Annotated in this window: 12 protein-coding genes; 4 read left to right on the forward strand and 8 right to left on the reverse strand. The window is 50.1% G+C overall.

Translation table 11 applies throughout. The features are described from left to right. Positions 1-16 precede the first annotated feature (16 nt). A complete protein-coding gene (locus AM1_RS20495) occupies positions 17-1,459 on the reverse strand; it encodes a PrsW family glutamic-type intramembrane protease (RefSeq protein WP_012164808.1) in 1,443 nt (480 codons plus the stop codon). A gap of 320 nt (positions 1,460-1,779) precedes the next feature. Between AM1_RS20495 and AM1_RS20500 the strand changes: the two genes are divergently transcribed. Genes AM1_RS20500 through AM1_RS20510 form a run of 3 tightly spaced genes read left to right on the forward strand, consistent with a single transcriptional unit; the run spans position 1,780 to position 4,704 of the window. Further along, on the forward strand, positions 1,780-2,292 hold the full coding sequence (locus tag AM1_RS20500) for an FHA domain-containing protein (RefSeq protein WP_012164809.1): 513 nt from the start codon (positions 1,780-1,782) through the stop codon (positions 2,290-2,292). 12 nt (positions 2,293-2,304) lie between these two features. Further along, a complete protein-coding gene (locus AM1_RS20505) occupies positions 2,305-4,263 on the forward strand; it encodes an FHA domain-containing protein (RefSeq protein ID WP_012164810.1) in 1,959 nt (652 codons plus the stop codon). 12 nt (positions 4,264-4,275) lie between these two features. Further along, positions 4,276-4,704 carry a hypothetical protein gene (locus tag AM1_RS20510; protein WP_010475571.1) on the forward strand — a complete coding sequence of 143 codons (429 nt, stop codon included), beginning with the start codon at positions 4,276-4,278 and terminating at the stop codon, positions 4,702-4,704. A gap of 232 nt (positions 4,705-4,936) precedes the next feature. On the opposite strand, the gene AM1_RS20515 is transcribed toward AM1_RS20510, so the two are convergent. The 6 genes from AM1_RS20515 to AM1_RS20540 form a co-directional block, all read right to left on the reverse strand. Next, positions 4,937-5,332, reverse strand: a complete 396-nt coding sequence (locus tag AM1_RS20515; RefSeq protein WP_148215786.1) for a hypothetical protein — start codon at positions 5,330-5,332, stop codon at positions 4,937-4,939. A 174-nt stretch (positions 5,333-5,506) separates the two neighbouring features. After that, positions 5,507-7,150, reverse strand: coding sequence for a hypothetical protein (locus tag AM1_RS20520; RefSeq protein WP_012164813.1), 1,644 nt, complete (start codon positions 7,148-7,150; stop codon positions 5,507-5,509). Between the two features lie 34 nt (positions 7,151-7,184). After that, positions 7,185-10,421, reverse strand: a complete 3,237-nt coding sequence (locus tag AM1_RS20525; protein ID WP_012164814.1) for a hypothetical protein — start codon at positions 10,419-10,421, stop codon at positions 7,185-7,187. Positions 10,422-10,618: 197 nt separating this feature from the next. After that, positions 10,619-11,941, reverse strand: coding sequence for a DUF6745 domain-containing protein (locus AM1_RS20530; RefSeq protein ID WP_012164816.1), 1,323 nt, complete (start codon positions 11,939-11,941; stop codon positions 10,619-10,621). Further along, positions 11,928-12,230 (reverse strand): hypothetical protein, encoded by a 303-nt coding sequence (locus AM1_RS20535; protein WP_029315121.1) that lies wholly within the window; start codon positions 12,228-12,230, stop codon positions 11,928-11,930. Before AM1_RS20535 ends, AM1_RS20530 begins: the two co-directional genes overlap by 14 nt. 563 nt (positions 12,231-12,793) lie before the next feature. Then, positions 12,794-20,344: a cadherin-like domain-containing protein gene (locus tag AM1_RS20540; RefSeq protein ID WP_041660079.1), complete on the reverse strand. Its 7,551-nt coding sequence runs from the start codon at positions 20,342-20,344 to the stop codon at positions 12,794-12,796. Between the two features lie 335 nt (positions 20,345-20,679). Between AM1_RS20540 and AM1_RS42890 the strand changes: the two genes are divergently transcribed. Further along, entirely contained in the window at positions 20,680-21,249 is a 570-nt protein-coding gene (locus AM1_RS42890) for a hypothetical protein (protein WP_041660080.1), read from the forward strand. A 429-nt stretch (positions 21,250-21,678) separates the two neighbouring features. Here the strand turns inward: AM1_RS42890 and AM1_RS20550 are convergent, their stop codons facing one another. Then, the gene (locus AM1_RS20550) at positions 21,679-23,979 is read right to left on the reverse strand and encodes an NACHT domain-containing protein (protein WP_012164822.1); all 2,301 of its coding nucleotides are present in this window, start codon (positions 23,977-23,979) and stop codon (positions 21,679-21,681) included. Between the last annotated feature and the right edge of the window lie 13 nt (positions 23,980-23,992).

Consider the following 23,992-nt stretch of genomic DNA (forward strand, 5'->3'; position numbering starts at 1 on the left):
GAGGGTTTCATACCTATTAATTCGGGGGAGCGATACGGGTCGCAAAATTTTGTGATCGCGTTGGTGACAGCTGGCGCGCTTTCAAAATAGCCGCAGTTAAGAAGACGTAAGCCAACACACCCACCGTCATCAGTGACAGCACAGCTGCCAATTCTCCAAAATTCCGCGCCAAACTCCCTGACGCATTCCAAAAGGCATGAATCCCGGAAGACACCAGAAAGCCAATTCCTAGGATCTGCCATCGCTGGGCTGGCTTGAGTATACTAAGGCCAATAAAATAGCCAAAAATACCGCTATAGGCCATATGGCCGGCAACAGAACCCAAGATCCTGGGAATCAATAGCTGTACAGCAGCCAATGCTCCCGCAAACTCATTGGCAGACGATCTGGCCACATCTGCCGCAATCCCCGGCACATATTGTCCTAAGGTCTCCACCAATGTAAATCCAAGGGCTGAAGCTGCTCCAATTAAAATGCCGTCCAAGGGTTCCCAAACGCCAACTTTTTGCCGACTGGGGGGACGCAGCTGTGATCCCAAGAAAAAGAAGCCAAAAATTGGCAAGGCTTTCAGTAACTCCTCCATTAAACCCGCCCCAAAGAAGTGGCTAATCAGTTGTGAAATAAAATCTGGAGAAGCACCTTGAACATTCCCTGGCAAAATTCCTCGAAACACCAAAATAAATAGGCTTAAAACCGGCGTTACCAGAATCACCATGGTGAATATGGTACTGAGAAGCAGCACCCACCAGGGCTTCTGTTTACCGCACAGCCGATAGATAAAGTAAAAGCCGCCTCCCCCCAGATACAGCGCTAGGAGCAAATTAAACACCGGTGGGTTGCTGGCAAAGATAAACAGCAACACCACCATCATCACGGTCAGAATGCCGGGTATCAGATACCCTTTGCCCAAGAGATCTTTGCGAGCAGACACGATGGGAAACAGTTGACTTACGGTCACCTGATTCGACACCGCGCCCGGTGTTGGCTGAGGGGGGTAAACCGGTGGTTGAGGGGGATAAGATGGTGGCGTTGGCGAAGGATAGGAGGGCGGTGCAGGCGCAGGAGAGCCCGTTGCCGCAAACTGATCCACTAGCTGGGTGGCGCGATGTTCAAATAGAAATTCAGGGCCGTTATGGCTCAACATCACCCGATCCCCCACATTCAAGGTTTGACACCCCTGAATCTTCTGGCCGTTTACATAGGTGCCATTGGCACTATTGAGATCGCAAATTTGCCAAATGGGAGCACCCTGAGGCGTTCGAGACCCCGTGGGTTTTACCACTGCATGACGACGGGAGACGCCACCAAAAAGGTTGGAATCGATAATGACTTGACAGTCCGCTGTCCGGCCAATTGCCGTTTCCTCCGTTTCCGATAGGGAATAACAGGACTGGGCAGCATCAGCATTGGACTGAGCCGAAATAAGTCTGAGTAAACCACTCTGCCGATCGTTCACCATAGGTTGGTCCACTGCTGATTAATTCTCATGATGGCGCTATTGGTATTGCTGTCTTGAACTAGGAGTCTGTCTTATTTCTTAGCAGGATTGGGATATTGCTGCAATCCTAAGAATGCCCACTATTCAGCCATCTATAGCCTGTAGAAGCTTGAGATCGCGGTGATGATTGTCACGGCGGCACGGGTATGCTGAGGGGAAGGTAAGGATCTAGAGAGTCCTTAAAACAATTGGTACCTTATCCTGCTGTAAGCAAGATCCTGACTATTAATAGGGAATACTGCTTCTGCACTTGATTCAGACCTTACGAGCTGGCGGCACCCATGAGTGAATTAACACTCCAATGGTCAGAATTCGGCCAAACCAAAATCCAAGTTTTACGGGATCAACAGCCCAGCAAGCAGCTGGGGAAAATCCGTTTAGGGCGTGACCCCGCCTTATGCGATATCGTTTTTCAGGAGCGCTCAGTCTCTGGGCTACATGTAGAAATTTTCTTTCAGCCCCAAGCTCAACAGTTTTTTATTCGCAATCTGCGCCAACAAAATCCCCCTCTCGTGGATGGCACCTTACTCAAACAGGGGGATTTGCCCGTGCGAACCGGGAGTCGGATCAAACTCGGACGGGTAGAGCTACAAATCACGGCGATGACCATTACCCCCGCTGCCACGCCACCCACTTTTCCCAAAAGTGGTCCCCCTTCAACGGCAGCCTATGGATTGCAATGTCCCCAATGTCACCATGTCGCTGCCTATAGTAATGATGCGATTAAGCAAGACTGTCCCATGTGTGGTCATTCCATGGCCACATCTAACACAGTTTTTATTGGCAAACCCTAAGAGTGGTGAAACATGAGCACTATTCCTGGGCAAGTACGGTTGAACTGGCAAGATCCCGTTACAGGGGAACAACGCACCCCACTTTTAACCTGTCCGATTGCCTTTGGTCGCGAATTTGCGCAGATGCCTGCAGAACTCAACCATCAGCGGGTCGCTCGAATTGTCCTCAATAGTAGCCAAGTCTCCCGTTATCACACCCTGATTGAATGGGTCCAAGGCCATATTCGCGTCACCGACCAAAACAGCAGTAATGGGACCTGGGTGAACGGAGTCCTCCAACCTAGCTGCAACGTCAGCAATGGTGATCAACTTAAAATTGGTCCCTACGAAATCACCTTGATGTTTACCCTGGACGGCACAGGTTTACCCACCGCCGAAGCCAGTGAGCAATCCATTATCCAGGTCCCCGAGCCAGACTCTCCCGTTCCAGCTGTACCTGCTGCAGCTTCACCAGTCAACATTTTACCCCCTAACTTTCAAGCTCATCAGATTGTTGTTCAAGATCTATATGCCACTCAGCTCCCGGTGGAAGAGATCGATTACTTAGCCGTGGGTGCAGGACTCGGCAGCTTTATTTGGGTGAATTTTCTGCGGATTTTTGGTGCCGCCCCCCAGCAAATCCGAGCCCTTGGCATCGAAGATCGTCCCTATGCGCGTTACCAGCGACTCTGTCTCAACTCCCAGATCCCCCCTCATGAACGCCTAAGGTCCAACTCAGATTCTTGCCCTGACAACATCTGGGGATGGCCAGGTTATGCCTTACGAGAAGCGTGGCATGAGTTTAATAAAGGCAAACTCAATCCTGCCCTGCAGTATTTGTGGCAGGTCTTTGCGGAACCCACCTTTACCCAAACCTATACCCCCAGGGCAGGCAATGTATTTGCTTCCATTGATCGGGAAGCGGTTCGGATTGGCTGGTCTCAAATCTACCGATTTGGGCGGGTCCGAGCCATCCGCAAAACCAACGATGGCCGCTATGCCATCGCCTATTCCCCCGGTCGCAAGCAAACCGCCTTTGTGGTTGCCCGTCATGTCCATCTGGCAACGGGTTATCCCGTTTTACAGTTTTTACCGGACCTGAAAGCTTATCGAGAACAAACCCGAGACTTTAAATCCGTTGTCAATGCCTACGAAGACCATAACCATGTTTATGAAACTCTAGAGCGTCAGGGGGGCACAGTCGTTCTGCGGGGGCGAGGAATTGTCGCCTCTCGCATTATTCAACGGCTCCATGAGGCCCGTCAGCGCAATCCCAATATTTCGATTTTGCACTTGATGCGATCTCCAAAACCGAAAGGCAACCGATTTCGCAAGGCGCAGCGATCCGTCGATAATCACTTTGAATTCCAGCCCTTTAATTGGCCCAAAGCCTGTTGGGGAGGTACCTTGCGAGAAGAGTTAGAGCAAGCGACCCCTGACCAACGCACGAATTTGCTAGCCGACTGGGGAGGGACCACCACAGCAGACCGCAAAGACTGGAAAGAGCTGGTCCAAACAGGACTCGATCAAGGGTGGTATCAAATCACCTTTGGCGAAGTTACCCGAGTTGTGCCTAATGCCCAATCTCGTCCCACAACCTATATCCAAGAGAAAGGACCCCGGGGTGAGATCAAGCTGGAAGCGGACTTTATCATTGATGCCACTGGTTTAGATAGCAAAGTCAAGGCCAGTCCACTCCTCAATGATTTGGTCACTCACTATAATTTGCCCTTGAACCCAGCAGGGCGCTTGGCCGTCGCCAATGACTTTGAGCTATTAGAAATGCGTAACCAAAATGGTCGCATGTATGGTGCAGGTGCCATTACCTTTGGGGGACCCTATGCTGCAGTAGACAGCTTTTTAGGATTACAGTACACCGCCCTACAAGCCGTCGATGGCTTAGTTGCAGCCCGAGCCCCCAATCTCCGTCGGCTCAATGGCCTTAGCTCATTATTGCAATGGCTGAAATGGGCCCAAAACAAAACTCCTTAACGATATCCAACCATGACCCCCACTCTGCTCGGACGCTGGCAAACCCGTATTCTGCTTATGGAAACTGTGGGTCTTGTGATTACCCTCTTGTTTTGCAGTGGTTTTTTCGGTAATCCTGAAGGCTCAGATTATTTTTGGTTGTTGCAATATATTGTTGTCTTTGGTTTAGGCTGGGACTACCTTTATATCCAAATCCAGAACTTCCGTTGGGACCAAGATTGGCCAGCAGCCCTGCAATGGATCGCAGCGTTATGGGAAGGGCTTTTTATTATTTTGCTCAGCGATGTTGCTGAGATTAAATTACCAGGAACCGATGCCTGGAATTTAGGCTGGTTTATCGTTCACTATAGTTTTGTCTGGATAGCCGTTTTTATCACCTCACAAAGTTTGATGCGCCTTATTTTTCCTCGTTGGCGATTCCGTGGAGGCCAATGGTTCTAACGCTATGGTGACGGATCAACCCCTAGCTTTAGCATGCAAGAATCCCTAGTTTAACCTGAGTTCAACACAAGTTAGCCCTTTCCTAATCCCGCAACCATTGTCGTGGAGAGAGAGTCTCTTGATAATAGTGAACAGAATTATCTCAGGTTAAAAGTTAGAAATCCGTTGTTTAGGAAGGTTCAGTGATTAAAGGAGTCGATTAAATCAAAATTATGGCCTATTAGGCTTATATTTAGTCTCTAGACTTAGCATTCGAAGCATCAACTAGCGTAAGTTGAAATTTATCCATTTTCAATTCTGTTCCATTGACCCAGGCAACTTGCTTCCCGCTCTGATTAAAGACAGTGATGGTTTTATCCTGCTGCATTTCCCAAGAAAATTCCCCCTGATTTTGAAGCGCAAACAAATGCTTTGTTTCAGGAGTATCCAGGTTGTCTGCGCTTGCTGGCAAAGAACGAAAAATACAATCTCCGACTGTATTACCCACCATAAGTAGAAAGCCAAGATGCTCTCCATTGGAGTTTTGAATAGCAAACGTTAGACCTGATTTTTGGGGCACACTAGTTTCTTCCTTTATGATGGGCTCTTCCTTTATGATGGGCTCTTCCTTTTGAGAACGAGTATTCACCTCTTTAGTAGATGTACATGAAGCCAGCAAAATAATCCCAATTGAGAGCAAGAGTCTTATCAACATAGGTAGGGTTGTCTAACAGCAATAGGCAGTAGTGATAAAACATGAATGCAGCTCCAAAACCCACATTCAGGCAGAGTGGCTGCGGTCAATAAGGAATAGATGCAGGTTTTAAGAAGTGGCCCGATTGTGCTGCATGCGCAGAGCCAGAATATGCTCACAGGGGCCTTTGAAAAGCTTATTTTGCTGATGCCAATTACACGTACATTCGCCGTGAACCATTCGTTCATCTCGATCAATGGCCACAATCGGCTGAAATGTCTTATCCCGATGCTGAACCGTTCCCTGTAACAGCAGGGTGCCCTTCCCATCCACCGAAGACTGACTGACCCGCACCGCATTTTGATCCAGGAATCGCGTGGCTTGGGCTTCCCGTTCATTGCTAAAGCGCAGTTTATCCATGGGGAGTGGATCGCGGGCGAGTTCTCTTACCCGATAGACCTGCTGGTTGAGATCATAGATGGCTCGTCCCGCTTGGGTATAGGCACTGAGTGCTCCTAACACTATCGATTGATCCAACCCCAAGCGTTTAGCCAGAGTAGCAGGAGCCTCCACCCAATTTTGCTTCAATGCTTCAAAGACCTGGCGCTTGGTCCAATCATCCACTTGGGCGCGGGGGGCCATTAGGTCGAAATTGCCTGCCCGTGACCAGTCATTGGCCGTCCATCCCGATAGCCCTAACGTGAAGGACATATCGTTGAGATCAGCCACATAAAACGAGGGCAGTCCTGTTCCCAACAGATGCACCGTAAACTTCCGGGCGACAGGAATCAAACGCTCTAAAGTCAGCAATCGTCGTCGCCCCCAAACCCTGACCATTTCTGGTTTACTCCCCTGATAAATAGAGCGGGCACAGACGATCTCTTGGTCCCAGGGCTCAAGGACCATGCGAATTGGTTCTCCGGGGGTAAGGTGATAGCGGAGGCTGCGCGGGCCATGCTTTTCTCGACGACGGCGGAGGGCAAAACAAAGGTTGTAAATATCCATCGGATGCAGGTCGAACTGAATGGCGGGTAGAGCCATGGCCGAACTGACTTGCAAAAAGCCTCGCACCCAAGTGTCGGGCAAATCGATTTTGACCTCTTTGTAGGCCGCCATGCCTGTGGTCTCGACTTCAAAGCCAGATGGATCAACTTCTAAGAGGGTTTGCCGATAGCTGCGGATTTTTTGAAATTCGTCGTATAGTGCTGCGGAGTAGTCAACATTGGTGGTGCCACAGGCAAACTCATTGACCTGATCAAAGACGTTATAGCTGGCCCCTAAGCGACCGTAGCTGGACTCATCCTGACTAAAACACTCAAAGAACACCTCATCTGGGTGGACCGTAATGACGGGGTCGAGGACAAACCAGGCATCGTAGTCTCTGCGATAGAGGTAGTCAAAATATTGTTGTCTGGCCCGATAGAAGGGGGCTAACCGACTTGAACTGCGGTGGTGTAGGTCTGTGAGTTCCGATTGGAGGGCTTGGAGTTTGTGGGTGACTTCTTGGCGTTGAGCCGCTACTAATTGCCAATCAATCTCATCCCGTTGCGCTGCCCAAGCTTTGTAGGCGGTTTTATCTTGGGGCTGAAATCGCAAGTCAGAGACCACCACATCATGAAGGGCACTAATGGCTTCGCGAAAGGCAATATTTTGCCGCAAGTGCCCCCGAAAATAGGTCGGTTCGCGGGTCAAATCCGGGGAGAAGGACATTTGGGCTTGATTGCCCTGTCCCGATACCCTGCTATTCCGCTTGTAGTTGTAGTTAAACTCCATGCAAACTCTCTCGGCTAATAGACGGCTCAATGATTTAGGACAAGGCAGCAGGCTCTCGCACAGCAACTGGCTTGACTTGCAAGGGTACTGAGATCTGGGGATAGGCGCTGTGAATCTTTAATAAAATCTCCAATGCCCGAGCGCGATCGCAAATGGCAATCGTCACGGACTGGCGAGTCAAAATTTCAGCGATAATCTCTGCAGCTTCCAGACTTTTGGTTGCTTCGGTTTCCAGAAAGGCATAGACCCGCTGCTTGGTGATCCGACCGCGATTGACTTGGGCCAAGACCCGCGTAAAGTAAGGCTTCAGTTCTTGCAGTCGCTGGGGATTATCCACCACATAGGTCTGCAGATATTGGGTAGCAAAAAGCTGCATATCGGTGGCGGGATGCTCACTAAATTTGAGCAAGTAGCTGTCTCCATCGGCATCGCGGAAACAGCGACCCACCAAATCGCGACCCAGTTGGCGAACCTGGGGAAGGTTGCTATCGCAAATGCTAATCACCACCGCAGGGGTGAGTTCATCGGGCTTTAGATCATCGCGAAACAGCTTAAAGCCAAATTGGCGGGTGTCTTCCCAGGTGGACTCCAGCACTCGTACGATATCCAGCAAATCCAATTCGCTCTGCCGCAACCGGGGCAAAATCGCTTCTAGCATTCGCCATCCGGCGGTGCGCACGGATAGCATTTCATGGTGGGTGAATTGGGCAATCTCAGTGGTGGGCAGGGTAGCCGACCAGCGATCGCAATGATGTTGCAACACATAACCTGCCATTTCCTGGGCTGCGGGGGATTCTGATTCTAGGAGTGGGTGAACCTGCTCAGGGATAATAGGGTCCATCCATCCCGGCAGATCCTGACGCAGTAGCTCCGTTAAAAAGCGATGGATGCCCTCTGCTTCTTCCGGTGTTTGCAAGACCTCCAGTAGTGGTTGGGCCAGGTGCTGACTAAAGCTTGGTTGGGCCGCAGCCATACGCTGAATGGCTGGACGAATGGCCGAACGCATGTCAGCGAGGGGATGAGCGATCAGGGTGAGTAATAGTCCTGTTTGTTCCATCAACACCGCATCGGGCAATTGACTGAGGAGCCGTACCCCAACCACCCGCACGGAATCGAAGGGAGAATCAATCAGAGCATCAATCAGACCCGGCGGCAGTTCCGTCACCGGAGTGGTGTGGTTCAGCAGAATCCGCGCTCCAAAGGTCTGCATCTCTGCAGTGGGGTAGCGCAAGATATCCAAAACCACTTCCAAACCGAGGGTCCGCAACTGAGCCCCAAAACTGAGAAATAGGGTTTCGCTAATATCGATGACCCAGTCTTCTGTTGGGATGCTTTCAGGCGCTTGGTTTAAGAGAATGGCAATCACCTGATCCAAAATCGCCCGTGCCCTTGTATCCTCCAGTAAGGCCGTGCTTAACAGTCGGCGACTAAAGGCCCGCATATCGGCAGGTTTACAGGTTATCAACTGGGCAATTAGCTGACTGTCGTTGAGGAACACATCCCGCTGAGCCATAATCCAGTCTTGAGCTTGCTGACGAGCGGGGGCATAGTTACAGGCTGCGATCGCAAGTATCAATTCCCGATTGGGTTGGGCTGGGTTATAGCGAGCCTGGGCGATCTCAAACCCCAACTGGGCCGTGATTTCATAGGGACGTTCCAGCAACCGGATCACGCTCTCTAAGGGTAAGTGCTCCAGAAATGATCGATTGGACCGAAGGGCTTTAACCGCAAACCCATGAACGGGCTGGCAGCAGCTGTCCAACAATAAGCGCAGTAATGCATTAGGCTGCTGGTCCCATAAATGGGGAAATGCCTCTTCCCGTCCAGGGGGAGCCGGATCACCCGGTTTATAGGAGGGCTGACAACGCCAGGCTTTATTGGCAGGCTTAAGGACATAGCGAGGGCTTTGTTCATAGAGAACATGGTTAAAAGCGAGATACCCCGCAAAGAGATCCCAGTTAACCCGCCCCGTTTCCACTCGGCTATAGCTATTCCGCCAATCCCAACGATAGAAAACCGATTCCCGAGTGCACCCGGCATCCTCATCGGCATATTGCAACAACAGATCCACGGCAAAGGTGACATAGCTAGGGTCGCCTGCTTGACCAAGCTTGCGCAAGGTCCGCCAAACTCGACGCCGCAGGTAGGCGCGGGTTTTGTCGCTGTAGGCTAAGCGAGTATCTGGACGCCGTTGTTCTGCGGTAATCGGATTATCCGTGGTCCGCTCATACCGTCCTGTTCGGGAATTATAGGTATACCCGGCATAGAGATATTCCCCATCCGGCAGTCGTACCCCATAGCCTTGGTTGCGGTAGAGGGCCTCTTCTTGCTCAAATCGGTAGGCCAATAGCCCAAAGACTTCAGTATCCTGGCGATATTCGGCCATCTTGAAAATATGGCGGAGTCGCTGGAAGTAGCTGGGGCGCAATGGGGCCGATTGAATCACCTCAAGTATGGCAGGCCGGGTTAGCTCACTATCAATTTGGTACAGGATATCGAGCACGGCCAAGGTCTGGGGAGAGGCATTCGCGTCTAAGGTGCTTCTGAGGGTCTCTGTTAGTGCGTTGGCTGGGCCTTGGCGAGCCAGGGTACGCAAATCTGGCGGCAATTGTAAAATTCGCTCTTGCCGCAGGGCATCCCGTTGAGCCTCAGTCCCCAGCTTCAGGAGCGCTTCCAGGGTAATGCGCTGCACAAACTCTGCCCCAGGCTGGCGATAACGCTGTTCTAACCCCGCGTAGGTGGTCTGATCGCCACATTGCCCCAGTGCCCAGGCAATACAGTAATTTCTCAGATCTTCTGGACTCCAAAGTTGCAGCAATAGGGGCGCTGCAGCTTGAATTTTTAATTCGCCCGCCCGCCAGATTACCCGATTTAGGGACCATTGCTTAGCCCCAGGACGGGGGGCTGCAGAGGATTGAAGAGCAGCGGCTAAGCGATTTAAGACGGCTTGCGATCGCGCATTCGGATCAACCGGTGTCTCGATTGGGGTGGGTGCCGGGACCGCCGTCGTCTCTGGTGGGCTAGCTTCTCCCGTACTGACGCGATACCCTTTGCGCAATTTGGCATTGATTAGTCGATCAAAGATACGCTGCGCCATTTCTAACGGCACCGCAGACACCGTTTCGGAACCTTCCTTTAAGGCGGTGCCTTGGCGACCATAGCGAAAATTAACCACATAAGCCTCGTCACTCACCTGGCACAGATCCACCTCATACACTTTTTCAGTACGACCCGCTTGATATACCAGGGTGGTTCGCTGAATCAGTTGCATGCAAATATTCCTAACGATTCAATCAACAAAGGGAGAGGAAGCAAAGGGATTAGAATAGTATTTATGTACTAATTCTAGGCTACCTTTATCCCAACAGCAAGTCCGTCCTTCTGGAACATTGCCAGGTCGGGGAATGGACAAACCATCCCCCTAGGTTTCCCAATGCCACGCTCTAGTCCAGCTTTTTAATCGAGCAATTAAGATTCTTGGGCAAACTCTTCAGGATCCGTATCCCAATTCACCCAGCGAATGGCTTCCCGTGCGGACTGAATACTGGGGGGAACCCGAGTGGCGTGAATATAGCCTGTGCTAGGACAGGTCATCTTCAATAAATAAATCGGTTCCACATCAATCGCGGGGGAAATGCGCAACAGTGTATATTCTCGCCATGTATTCAGGGCTTCGGCCTGCAATTCCTGACAAAGGCGGTCATAGCCAATCCCTTGAATCAACACCCGCCGCAGTTCGGCATTCTGTTCATGGATCAGCCAATCGGCCTTCCAGACATGGGGATGGACGGTGCCATATCGCTCTGGGATTTGCACGCCATGAAACTGATAACTACGATAGCCGTCCGCAAACTGGAGGGCTGCCCCCCCTTCGTAGTGAAAGCGCCCTTCGGGGTCCGCATGGCACTGTATAGGCCGATCGAACACGACACACATCTGCTCAAAAGGAAGGATTAAACCGCAATGCGTGGATAGCGATCGCAACTGTGTCCACGCTTCTGGCTCATGATCGCACTCTAGAACCTCAATGCAATAGTCCAAAAGAGCAGGATGTAAGACTTCAGAAGTTTGGGTTAAAGCCTGCCAGCCCATACCAACCAACCCCATGGTCGTGAGCATTTGCTGCATTCCCTGTTCCCAAGCCTGTACCTCAGGCTGTTGGCGAAAAGGGTGAATTACAGCATCTTCCAAGGCCTGTCCTACCGGCTCTCCCCATTGCCACAGGGTCTCTCCCACATGGACCAGCAAGTCTCCGCCAGGCTGACTTTGAATCGCTTGTCGCCACTCCGTTTGTTGCTGCTGCCACAGTTGGTCCCACAGACTGGGGGACCAACCTCCCCAGGGGGCCGTATCTTCTTCTACATGCTGGGTGTTCCACGCAAACAGCTCAGCCAAAGGGGTCCAGGTAATCAGACTCAAATTTTGGGATAGGGTTGCTAATTCGGCAACTTTTAGGCGTTCACTAATTTCTACCAGCAATTCCGCCCGCAGCTGAGATCGAACTTGGTGACTGAGCTGTTTGGCTAAAGGAAGGGTCAACAAAGGGACCCCCCACTGGTTGAGCAGTTGATCAATCCGGCGTTCTTGCAGGTAAGCCTGGGCTTCTAAAGGGCCAGAAAAAAATAGAATTTCAGGTTGCCGCTTCCCCATCAGAGCATAGCTGCGCTGAATGGTTTGCTCCACTTGCTGCGTTTCAATGGGCGTTGTGGCGCAGGAAACCGCTAGCCAACGCTGAAAGAACGCTTCAATTTGTGCATCTTGAATGGGCGTTAAGGTATCAATCGGCCACATAGTGCCAACCTTCTGGCTCATATTCCCGTTGAATACGAACCTGCCAAGTCCCTTGAGGGATGGAGAGGGCGTTATGTTCTTCGTGGGTGAGGGTGGCTTCCGGTGAGAGAACCCGCAAGTAAAGGGTGCCATCCTTTTCATACAGCTCGGCTTGTCCTTCACTGATGCGATGGCTGTGTCCCGTCACTTCACCTTCCGCCAACGTCAAATGGGGAAGTTGCCGACCTAAGCTAGGCGTGGTGTTGGACAAAGGTCTGAGGATTACATCACCTTGACGAATGGGTTGCATCTCTGTCATCTCTCTAATGTCTCCTCCATTGTGGCACATGCATTTAAGAGATCTTCAAGGCTCCATTTCTCCTTTATACGCAAGTGGTTTCGGGGTATATTCCACGGACGAACTTAGCTAAAATACCTGACCCGCATAGCATTCCACCGAAGCAGACTAAAATGGCTTCAGCCTTTAGCTTGACGTTCGATTAGGAGTGCAAATATCTCAAACTCAATCCTGTAAATGGATTCCAATATTCTTAACCCTTGAGCAGTTTGAGACATTTGTCTTGCCCCATTTACACATCGGCAGCCGAGGTCCCCAACCAGAGCTTTCTTGGCATACCATCTTCAACTATAGTCTGAAGTCCCTGCATACGGGATGTCAGTGAAAACAGCTGCCCATTGAAAATAGCCCACACTTTGTTGAGGCGCAATCTGGCAATTTTAAAGAGTTTGGCTAACCATACCTAACACTTTCTTGTTCGACACTTTCTTGCTCGGAGCACCTAAATTGCCCCATATCTCAGCTTTGGTTGTTTTAGACCAAATGAGAGGAGAAAAAAAATGTAAAAAGGAAAATTAGACAAGTGTAACGTGAGTATTTATGTTGAAGCCCACTTGATTGGTAAGAATAGCCAACGTATCACTGTAAGCCCCCCCCACAAACAGCTCACCTGTAGCTGCATTGAACGTAATATCACTGAGGCTCGTCACCCCAAAAGAAGCTTGGGAAATCTCGATAATATCTCCCTGGTTAGCGTTGAAGTCTGTAATGCGGTCAATTCCTCCTGTAGCAGCGAGCCCAGCAAAAGCGAAAGTATCCGCATCGGCTCCGCCAGTGAGGATATCGTTACCTGCTCCCCCCACAAGTCGGTCGTTTCCAGTTCCGCCAATTAAGATATCGTCAACGCTGTTAGAAAGCGATACTATGACTTGACTTTCTCCAAAACCGATCACATCGGCTTGACCATCTCCATTTACATCAGCTAATTGTCGAGGATAACGGTCGTCGCTTGTCCAGCCGCCTTTTGTATGGGTAAATACATCAGTGGCAGTAAAAGCAGTCCCAAAGGTGCCATCACTTTGTCCTAACGACACGACGACGGAGCGATAGCCAAAGCCAACAATGTCCGCGCGACCATCTCCATTCATATCGGCCAACTGTCGTGGGAAGCGGTCGTTGCTGGTCCAACCACCACCTGTATTTGAAAATAAATCGGTAGCCGTAAAAGCAGTCCCAAAGGTGCCATCACTTTGTCCTAACGACACGACGACGGAGCGATAGCCAAAGCCAACAATGTCCGCACGACCATCTCCATTCACATCGGCCAACTGTCGTGGGAGGCGGTCGTTGCTAGTCCAACCACCACCTACACTAGAAAATAAATCGGTAGCCGTAAATGCAGTGCCAAAGGTGCCATCACTTTGTCCTAACGACACGGCGACGGAGCGATAGCCAAAGCCAACAATGTCCGCGCGACCATCTCCATTCACATCGGCTAACTGTCGTGGGAAGCGGTCGTTGCTAGTCCAACCACCACCTGTATTTGAAAATAAATCGGTAGCCGTAAATGCAGTGCCAAAGGTGCCATCACTTTGTCCTAACGATACGATGACGGAGCGATAGCCAAAGCCAACAATGTCCGCACGACCATCTCCATTCACATCGGCTAACTGTCGTGGGAAGCGGTCGTTGCTAGTCCAACCACCACCTGTATTTGAAAATAAATCGGTAGCCGTAAATGCAGTGCCAAAGGTGCCATCACTTTGTCCTAACGACACGACGACGGAGCGATAGCCAAAGCCAACAATGTCTGCGCGACCATCTCCATTCACATCGGCCAGCTGTCTTGGGAAGCGATCGTTGCTGGTCCACCCCCCATTCGCAAGAGTAAAGGCAGTAGTAGCAGAAATTATTCTGCCGAAGGCTATAGCATCAGAGTTGATTGCTCCGTTACTTACTCCATCGATAAGAACATCATCACCTGCACCGCCTTCTAGGATATCTGCTCCCAGTCCACCGATGAGGGTGTCATTACCGTCATTACCGATGAGACTATCATTCCCCTCCCCTGCATCGATGTTTTCTGCTTGGCTGCTTCCAGAAATGGTATCGTTGCCACCGTTAGTCTTGATAAGAATTGGCGGACTCGTGATTAAACTGGTAGGGACGGTAATTGTGTTGGTTCCATCCCCTGTTGCACCAGCTATGGTGTGACCCAGTAGATTATTGGGGTCATGAATGGTGACATTGGTTCCATCTGAAGAAATTGACAAATTATCGTTGTCGGTAATGAAGGCATCGGTGATAATCAGATTGCCAGAGCTGTCTAAAGAGACCAACGTGTCATAAACGCCATTGATCGTGACGGTTGCAGTTTGTGGGGTATTGCCACCATTGCCATCAGAGACAACGTAACTGTATGTGATAACTTCACTTTCGCCTACTGCCAATGAGTTGTAGGCATTCGGGTTAACTTCTAGACGATTGCCATTGACCGTCACTCCAGATGCATCACCACTGGTTACGGTGAGGCTACTGACATTGATCGTGTCAGTCGTATCTGGATCTGAGGCTCTTGCTAGAAGGTCTACGTTGAAGGTGCCATCATCTTCAGTGGCTGTGGCTGTAACGGCGGAGGCTACGATAGGTGCATCATTGGCACCTGTAATAGTGACGGTTGCAGTTTGTGGGATATTGCCACCATTGCCATCAGAGACAACGTAGCTATAGACGATAACTTCACTTTCACCTACCGCTAGGGCATTGTAGGCACTGGGGTTAACTTCTAGACGATTGCCATTAACCGTCACCCCAGACGCATCACCACTGGTTACGGTCAAATTAATCGCATTGAGTGTGTCAGTCGTATCTGGATCTGAGGCTCCTGCTAGAAGGTCTACGTTGAAGGTGCCATCATCTTCAGTGGCTGTGGCTGTAACGGCGGAGGCTACGATAGGTGCATCATTGGCACCTGTAATAGTGACGGTTGCAGTTTGTGGGATATTGCCACCATTGCCATCAGAGACAACGTAGCTATAGACGATAACTTCACTTTCACCTACCGCTAGGGCATTGTAGGCACTGGGGTTAACTTCTAGACGATTGCCATTAACCGTCACCCCAGACGCATCACCACTGGTTACGGTCAAATTAATCGCATTGAGTGTGTCAGTCGTATCTGGATCTGAGGCTCCTGCTAGAAGGTCTACGTTGAAGGTGGCAGCATCTTCCGAGGCTGTGGCTGTGACAGCGGCTGCTACGACAGGTGCATCATTAGCACCTGTAATCGTGATGGTTGCAGTTTGTGGGGTATTGCCACCATTGCCATCCGAGACAACGTAGCTATAGACAATAACTTCGCTTTCGCCTACTGCCAGTGAGTTGTAGGCAGTGGGATTAATCTGAAGGCTGTTGCCATTGACCGTCACTCCAGATGCATTTCCACTGGTTACGGTGAGGCTACTGACATTGATCGTGTCAGTCGTATCTGGATCTGAGGTTCCTGCTAGAAGGTCTACGTTGAAGGTGGCAGCATCTTCAGAGGCTGTGGCTGTAACGGCGGAGGCTACGATAGGTGCATCATTGGCACCTGTAATAGTGACGGTTGCAGTTTGTGGGATATTGCCACCATTGCCATCAGAGACAACGTAGCTATAGACGATAACTTCACTTTCACCTACCGCTAGGGCATTGTAGGCACTGGGGTTAACTTCTAGACGATTGCCATTAACCGTCACCCCAGACGCATCACCACTGGTTACGGTCAAATTAATCGCATTGAGTGTGTCAGTCGTATCTGGATCTGAGGCTCCTGCTAGAAGGTCTACGTTGAAGGTGGCAGCATCTTCCGAGGCTGTGGCTGTGACAGCGGCTGCTACGACAGGCGCATCATTAGCACCTGTAATCGTGATGGTTGCAGTTTGTGGGGTATTGCCATCATTGCCATCCGAGACAACGTAGCTATAGACGATAACTTCGCTTTCGCCTACTGCTAGGGAGTTATAAGCACTGGGGTTCACCTGCAGACTGTTGCCATTGACCGTCACTCCAGACGCATCACCACTGGTAACAGTGAGGTTACTGACATTGATCGTGTCAGTCGTATCAGGATCTGTAGCGCCCGCTAAAAGGCTTACGTTGAAGGTGGCAGTATCTTCAGTGGCTGTGGCTGTGACAGCGGCTGCTACGACAGGTGCATCATTGGCACCTGTGATCGTGACCGTAGCGGTTTGAGGGACAGACCCCCCATTCCCATCAGTGATGTTGTAGCTATAGACGATAACTTCACTTTCGCCTTCTGCCAGTGAGTTGTAGGCAGTGGGATTAATCTGAAGGCTGTTGCCATTAACCGTCACCCCAGACGCATCACCACTGGTTACGGTCAAATTAATCGCATTGAGTGTGTCAGTCGTATCTGGATCGGTGGCTCCCTGTAGAAGGTCTACGTTGAAGGTGGCAGCATCTTCAGAGGCTGTGGCTGTGACAGCGGCTGCTACAACAGGTGCATCATTGACACCCGAGACAGTGACGGTGACGGTTGCTGAGGCACTGGTGGCATTGGACTCACCACTGTTATCAGTGGCAGTGTAGGTAAAGCTAACATCTCGCATTTCGCCCGCGGCCAAGTTTTGGAAGGCACTGCCGGGGTTAAAGGTGAAGGTACCATTGTTGTTGTTAACGACACTGCCTTCGCTGAGACTACTTGTGATGTTAAAGGTATGGGTATCAAGGGTGTTGGTATCACTAACACTGAATGCTCCGTTCACCGTTGCCCCATCTTCAGTAGCAGCGATGGCGACATTACTTGCCACAGGGGTGATGTTGGGGAATTGGAGGACGACATCGTTCCCATCACCACCGGTGTAGCTGAGTTGGAATTGCTGTCCGCCTACCGTGACCATCGCACCTTCAGTCAAACCGTTGAAGGTTCCCACCACGCTGTCACTGCCGTCGTTGTCAACCAACACTAATGTCTCGTTGCCATTCGGGGTGAAGCCCATGTCATCAATATTCAGAGTTGCACCGTTGAGATTCACCCCGCCGATGACCACTAGCTGGCCTTGATTAGTCCCTGGCGTTTCACCCATGATGTCAACGCCGAAGGTCGATCCACCATTCAGAGTGAATGATGGGGCCGTGACCGTGTATATTGTCGAGCCCAGCACCAAGTTAGCGGTGTTCACACTAGCAGTGGTAGTCACGTTCAGTGATTCCACGTTGGAGAAATTTAGGGTGGTGCCGTTGGCGGAGATGGTGCCATTGCCGAGCGTTACTGCTGAAGTCTGACCGTCAAAGTTGAGCGTGTTGCTGCCGGAACCACCGATAAAGTTCTCAAAACCTGCAAAGCTGCCCACTACGCTGGCAATGTTGCCACCGGCGCTATTTAGATTAAAGGTCAGATTGCTGGTGTAGGCACTGAGGTCCAACGTATTGTTGCCGGCCCCACCGTCTAAGGTCCCGCTGATGGTCGCGCCGTTGCTAAAGACAAAGTTGTCCGTTGAATTGCCACCAGTGATGTTTTCGATGTTGCCAAAGCTGATACCTGCGTAGGTGCCGGCATTGTTGCCATTAATCGCCCAGGTATTAGCCGTGTTCTGGCCAACTATCGTATTGCTACCGGCTCCCCCCTGCAAAGTCGTCGCATTATTAAAAGCCAGTGAACTATTGCCGCTAAAAGTGATGCCGCCATTAGTGATGCTACCTGCTTCGGTTCCGGTCACAGTGAAGGTGGTTGCTGTGTCGGAGCCTTGCAAAGTGTAGCCGTTTGTCGCATCACCAGTGATCGTGGTGGGATCGTTGAGGGTGAATCCACTTCCTAAAGTCACCGTCCCCGTGCTGTTGCTCGCACCGAAGGTGATGCTGGAAAATCCGTCAGTTAGGCGACTCAGTTCCGCCGCATCGATATTCAAAGTTCCTGCGCCGCCACCGATACCAATCGACTCGCTAGCCGTGACCTGCTGAATGACTAAGGCACCGCTGGATTGAATCGATCCACCCTGAATATTGATGCCATCGGTCGTCAAGGTAATCGCCCCACTGGCGGAAGCGCCACCCACAATCCCCCCCTGGACGTCAATACCGTCGCCATTCCCAGCGCCAACACCAGTAATATCGATCGCACCACTGCCGGTAGCCACAATCCCGACCGCGTCGTTTCTAAGCCTCACACCGTCAGCGTTGCCTGTGGTTCCCGTGCCGTTGATGGTGACCCTGCCATCAACCGTTGAGATTTGACCCGATACACCTGACGTACTATCTATCTCAACCCCAGGGTTGGAACCGCTACTACCGGTACCAATAATCGTAATATTGGCTGCATTGGCACCGGTCCCAGTGGAGGCAACTTCGCCATTCAAGATTTGCACCCCTGGGCTGTTACCACCGGCACCCCCCTGACCCGTGATGAGGATATCCCCCTCCACACTGGTTACTCTTCCGGTCGTACCTTCAATGCGGACACCGGAGTTGTCGCTGGAGCCTCCCCCACTGGTACCGTTAATCGTAATTGTGGCCGCGTTGGCACCAGTGCCTGTCGAGCTAACTTGGGCACTCTGCACCTTAACGCCGAAGTTGAGAAAACTGGTACTGTTGGGGCTACCTTGACCCGTGATTTGGATGTCGCCATCTACACTGGTGACCGAGTTTCGAATTTGGACACCGTCATTCAGAAGCGTGCCATCTCCAGCTGTTCCATTGATGGTAATGGTCCCTGCAGAGGCACCGCTGGCCGTCGATGATATACTGCCGAAGTTTTGGAAACCAGCGTGTTGGCCCGTCCCAGCATCGTCACCACCGAATCCGGTCAATGAGATATTGCCCGTTCCTGATGTGGTAATGAGACTCCCGCTGTTAGTGAAGAGGCCTGCAAAATTGCCAGCTGCGCCACCGCCGTTGTTGGCTAGCATGGTCAGGTTGCCGTTGACAACCGAGACCGTGACGTTATTATCGAGAACAATATTGGTACTGGATGTTACGTTGATCGGGTTTGAACCGGTCGCGGTCATGTCGCTGGAGATTGTAACGGTGGATGCTTCTACCTGAACCGGCTGTCCATCCAGCATCAGTGTGTAATGATCCACTTCTGCCCGTAGCCCCTGCAGTTCGGATGCGCTGAGTTCTTGACCGCGCACCAGATGTGAGAAAATATTCCCCTCATCCCCTAAGCTATCTACTGCATTAATCCGAGCATCCACCCCATGGCCAATCTCCTCTAAAAGCACTGCCACGATTTGATCCAATGTCCCTGTATTCAGAAAAGATTCCGATAGGTAAATGGTATCCGTGGCTGTGGCATAAGCCCCTAAGAGCCCCGCTAACTCTCCACTGGTGCGAATCTCAATCTTGGGCAGTTCAAAGTCTCCCGCCGACAATTGTGCCTGCAATTGAGTCGCAGCGGTCAGATCAATGCCATCTCCAAAGGCAACCGTAAGCTGTTCCAAAAAGTTCGCCTCTGCCGCAAAGCTGGCGAGTAGCTCTTTTGCAGCTACGATTGATGCATTTAAAACATCATTCGTATCCGAATTCCTAGCAAGGCTACTTTCCGGCTCGACAGTAGGTTCAACATTAAGGCTTGCAGGGTAAGTGGCAAGTGTTGAGGTTGTAAATGGGAGAAGAGTAGATAAACGTTGAGATAACGCCGGGGACAGCCCAGCGGAAAGATCCCAATTTCCCCCTAGGGCAGCATTGCCAGTCATACTTTTATTAGCAGTAACCGTTGCCCCTATCCGTTGCCTTAGTCGTTGGATAAATTGCTGTCCCAATTCCCCAGCAGCCACCTGACACCCATAAACAAAGACCGTTGCTCTTGCCCCTAACAGATCACGCCAGTTCTGAAGTTCAACCGCATACTGTCCTAGGTTTTCTAGGGTTAGCCAACCATTCCCCCACTGGATTTGTCCGGGTGCCCCGTGACTCACCAAATGCAATTCTGTAACGGGCACATCAGTCCGCAACGCTTGCGTAACTTGAGGGATACTCTCCCGCTTGGAGTCCAGTACGACTACTCTTGTTTCGGATACCACCCCATTGATTAGATGTTGGGGTTTTTCAATGGTCGGGTCAATGATGACAAGGCGCTGAGACGTCAAATCGTTTAAGGACGTGAGAACGGGGGATTGAGAGGGCATATTGTGGGCGATGTTTTGGATGTGCAGAAGCAAAATTCTACCCATAGCAAAAGGGACTCATGAACTGCCTTAGCCCGTTTTCAAGGGAGCTTTGGCAAGTCATCAGCCTACGAGTTGTTATGGTTCAAACGCTATTAAGAGCGGATACCGATCCAGTGTTTGAATATTGTTCAGCCCATCGTCATCAATGATGAAGAAGAGCTAGGGCTATGGCCGATGCTAGGTGAACAAGAATCCCCAAGCATTAGAGGGAATATACTTAGTATGGACAACTAGATATGTATATCTTTCACGGAGAGTATAATTTCTAATCAATTGAAAGATATACACTTACGGTGCTTAACTCATTTTTTGAGCAATCTGAAGTTCATTATTCCAGGATTTATCGAACTTTTCGACGCTTTGAAACCCATAGGTTTTTTGAAGATCTTTTTAAGAAGGCAGTCGCTTTACTTCATAAGAAAGAGCATTTAGACATCAGTCTTATCCGTGAAGCTGGCACAACAACTGTAGTCAAGACAGGCGATGATAATCTAGGATTCAATGGATATAAATACAAGACGAGAGGTAAGGTTGTTGCCTTCTGCGATCGCAATTGTAATGTGATCTTCCCCTTTGTGTCTGCCCCTGGCAACAGAAATGAGTCACCGCTGTTTAAGGCCGCACTTTCACAAGTAATGAGCACAGCCCGAATCCTACGCATAGACCTAGCTCAGACAATCATTAGTTTGGATGGCATGTACGATAGTCATGAGAATCGCAAGGCCATTTGTAATCGATGGATGGTGCTGAATATCCACAAAAATCTACGAGAGAAAAAGATACCCAAGCGAGGTCGAAAGTGTTTATTCGATTCGTCAATTTTCCAAGAGAGATTCAATGCCATTGAGCGGGCTTTTGCTTGAGAGAATAAATTCAAGCGCTTGTTGCTTCGATTTGAGTGGATTAGCAAGTTGCATTACGCCTTGAAAATCTTGGCTTACTTGATGATCAATCTTCAGAATTTTTGCCAGGGTTAGTCTCAACTTGAATGCCATAAATTCCAGATATCCCTGGTTTAGGGATTTAGCTTGTCCTGCTAAGAAAATAGAATTATGGAGAGAGTTCTCAGGATTGAGTAGTGAAATCGTCTATCTCTTCTTTATTTAGTTATTTATATTAGGGTTTATAGCCAAAATTTTTGGTCAGCTAGATAAAAACCTGAAACCAGTTGAGGGGGCAAGATATTCCTTTAGGTTTATTCATTTATCCCATCAAAAACTGGCATCACTCATCAGATGGATGCTTTCTGGGGTAATGGTTGACATTATTGAAGGTGTACTTTTGGCCCACAGTTAAGCAACAAACACCTGTTTAGGGCCAAACAGCTGAGCTTCTAGGTCTGCTCGGATAGGAGGAGAAACGTAGCAATCCCCAAACAAACATTCCACTAGGGTTTGTAAAACCCCATAGTATTCTTTGAGTTTTCCGTGGGTATCTAAGCCATTAAACCATTGAGGTTGAAATTCCCGATATTTCACCATCACCGCTTGTAGATCTTCTTGCCATTGTAGTCCCTGCTGTTGGTACCAAGCCTGCAAGGTTTCTACATTCGCTGATTCTTCTGGCAGCTGAACTTTCAGATCTTGCAAAGATTGCCAGAGGTGTGGATCTGCACAAATACTTTCATCAATCGCTAAGAACGTGGGCAGGAAGTTAAACGCTGGGTAATCTTGGGTGCCTTTCCGCTGCAAAGCCCTCACCGTTAAGAACAAGGCATAGTCAATGGCTAGATCAGCCGGTAAATTTTGGGTGAAGTTAGGGGCAATACAATTGGCCAAACTTGGATCGTCGCGGAGGATGAGGCTGATATAAAAGGCCGTAATCGGTAAGTGCTGGTCTGATGTCTCCAGGGTACTCACTTTCGTATGAATCTCCCCTAAAAAGTCCTGTACTTCAGGATGAGAACTCGACACATCGTTGAACGTGGTCAGGAGCTGCTGAACAAATGTATTGGCATTGGGCAACAAGCTCGCCGTCAGCAAAATCACTTCTCGCCATCGGGAATCGGTGATCTGAGTAGCGAGCTGACGGAGGGATTCATCGATGGTTTCAGGGGTGGCGATAATCTTCCGTGCCGTTAAATATTCTTGGAAGGTGAGATGGGAAAAGGAATAGACTTCCTTCGCCCGCTGGACTAAAAGGCCCGACTGTAGCTCAATACTCTTGAGAATGGCTGCACTGCGAGACCAGAGGGTCTCAAAATCCTGGGGCTCTGGAGCAATGGACTGGAGATATTCAGCAATTAAGTTGAGGACTTGTCGTTGCTCAAAGTAATAATTGCCCTCAGCAAACGTTGTGGCGGCAATCTGACAAAGTAATGTAATCGTTTCTGGTTTGGTTAGGGAGAATTCATCCGCTTCTCGCTTAATACCCCGAGCTTGATCCCATCGCTCTAGGAGAATTTCTAAACCGGCCTGATAGAGCTTGGCACGCTTGGTGGGGAAGGCCATGCGTTGTTGAAAGATGGAACAAATCAACCCTAACAACAACGGTGAAGCCGTTAAATTCTGGAGGGCTTGATTTTCCGGCTGTCGCAGCTGCTCTAGAAATTGGGCGGCCTGAGTTAGTCCCCCAGTTTTGGAGTTGCGGGCAGTGGCTACAAAATAGCGGCGGGCAAACACTTCCACCTGACTTTTCTGAAAGTCTGCCAATTCAATATAGTTAAAGCCCTGAAAATGGTAATGCTGGGCTTCAATCCGGCAGGTAATTAAGATTTGATTTTGGTAGTACTCTTCTGAGAATTGCTGAATTTGGGTCAAGATACTTTGGTTAAGGGAAGCCGGGACTTCATCCAAGCCATCCAAAAGTAAGAGCACTCGTCCTCGATCTAATAAGCCCTTGACTTGCTTAGTATCTAAACCACATCTCTGCCAAAGCTGATGGAGGTAAGTGAGTAAACTGCTATCGGCGGCATCTTGCGTTTGGGTCGCAAAAGTTCGCAAAGACAGAAACACAGGAATACATTCAGGTTTATAGCGGCCTTCATTACATTCCAAGGCCATGTGGCGCAGAAAAGTGGTTTTTCCAGCCCCGGGTTTACCTAGAATCACCACCTTATCCTGGTTCTGCAGGATATCGATGCTAGTCAGGGTAGAGCCGTAAAGGGGAACCTCTTCTTCATTGCTATAGGATTGCCGTTGCTGCAGGTCAGACACTTCTAGCCATTGTTGATGGCTAAGGTTAGACAGGAAGTTGACCCCCGTATAGACTTGGTTCAGTTGAACGGGCTGGGTGATATCCAGGGAGGATTGCAATGCTCCACACTGGGCTTGGATTTGGCCTCGCAGTTGCGATCGCACCTTCTGTACCCAGGTATCAACCGCTAGATCTGTTTGCTCTTCCGAAATCGTCGTACTGGGAATCGGCAACTGAGGCAAAATCGCGATTTCTTGCCATTCCAGATCGAGCTGAAAGCATAGATCTATAAAGATATGCCGCTCAATGGGGCGGCCCGTGAAAAACTTCCAGACAGACTGTCGGGTTTCCAAGCCAACTTGCTCAGCCAAATAGGCTTGAGTCCAGCCTGTTCGCTGAAAGGCTTGTTTTGCAATAACTTGACCCCGTTCTGAGGCATTGAGCGATCGCTTTGCCATCGATTTCGCTGCC

It is taken from the genome of Acaryochloris marina MBIC11017, from assembly GCF_000018105.1.
GTDB classification, from domain to species: Bacteria; Cyanobacteriota; Cyanobacteriia; order Thermosynechococcales; family Thermosynechococcaceae; genus Acaryochloris; species Acaryochloris marina.

Bases quoted from the DNA above. Each gene is read 5' to 3' on its own strand.
- AM1_RS20495 (WP_012164808.1), bottom strand. From the start codon at position 1,459: ATGGTGAACGATCGGCAGAGTGGTTTACTCAGACTTATTTCGGCTCAG.
- AM1_RS20500 (WP_012164809.1), top strand. From the start codon at position 1,780: ATGAGTGAATTAACACTCCAATGGTCAGAATTCGGCCAAACCAAAATC.
- AM1_RS20505 (WP_012164810.1), top strand. From the start codon at position 2,305: ATGAGCACTATTCCTGGGCAAGTACGGTTGAACTGGCAAGATCCCGTT.
- AM1_RS20510 (WP_010475571.1), top strand. From the start codon at position 4,276: ATGACCCCCACTCTGCTCGGACGCTGGCAAACCCGTATTCTGCTTATG.
- AM1_RS20520 (WP_012164813.1), bottom strand. From the start codon at position 7,150: ATGGAGTTTAACTACAACTACAAGCGGAATAGCAGGGTATCGGGACAG.
- AM1_RS20525 (WP_012164814.1), bottom strand. From the start codon at position 10,421: ATGCAACTGATTCAGCGAACCACCCTGGTATATCAAGCGGGTCGTACT.
- AM1_RS20530 (WP_012164816.1), bottom strand. From the start codon at position 11,941: ATGTGGCCGATTGATACCTTAACGCCCATTCAAGATGCACAAATTGAA.
- AM1_RS20535 (WP_029315121.1), bottom strand. From the start codon at position 12,230: ATGCAACCCATTCGTCAAGGTGATGTAATCCTCAGACCTTTGTCCAAC.
- AM1_RS20540 (WP_041660079.1), bottom strand. From the start codon at position 20,344: ATGCCCTCTCAATCCCCCGTTCTCACGTCCTTAAACGATTTGACGTCT.
- AM1_RS20550 (WP_012164822.1), bottom strand. From the start codon at position 23,979: ATGGCAAAGCGATCGCTCAATGCCTCAGAACGGGGTCAAGTTATTGCA.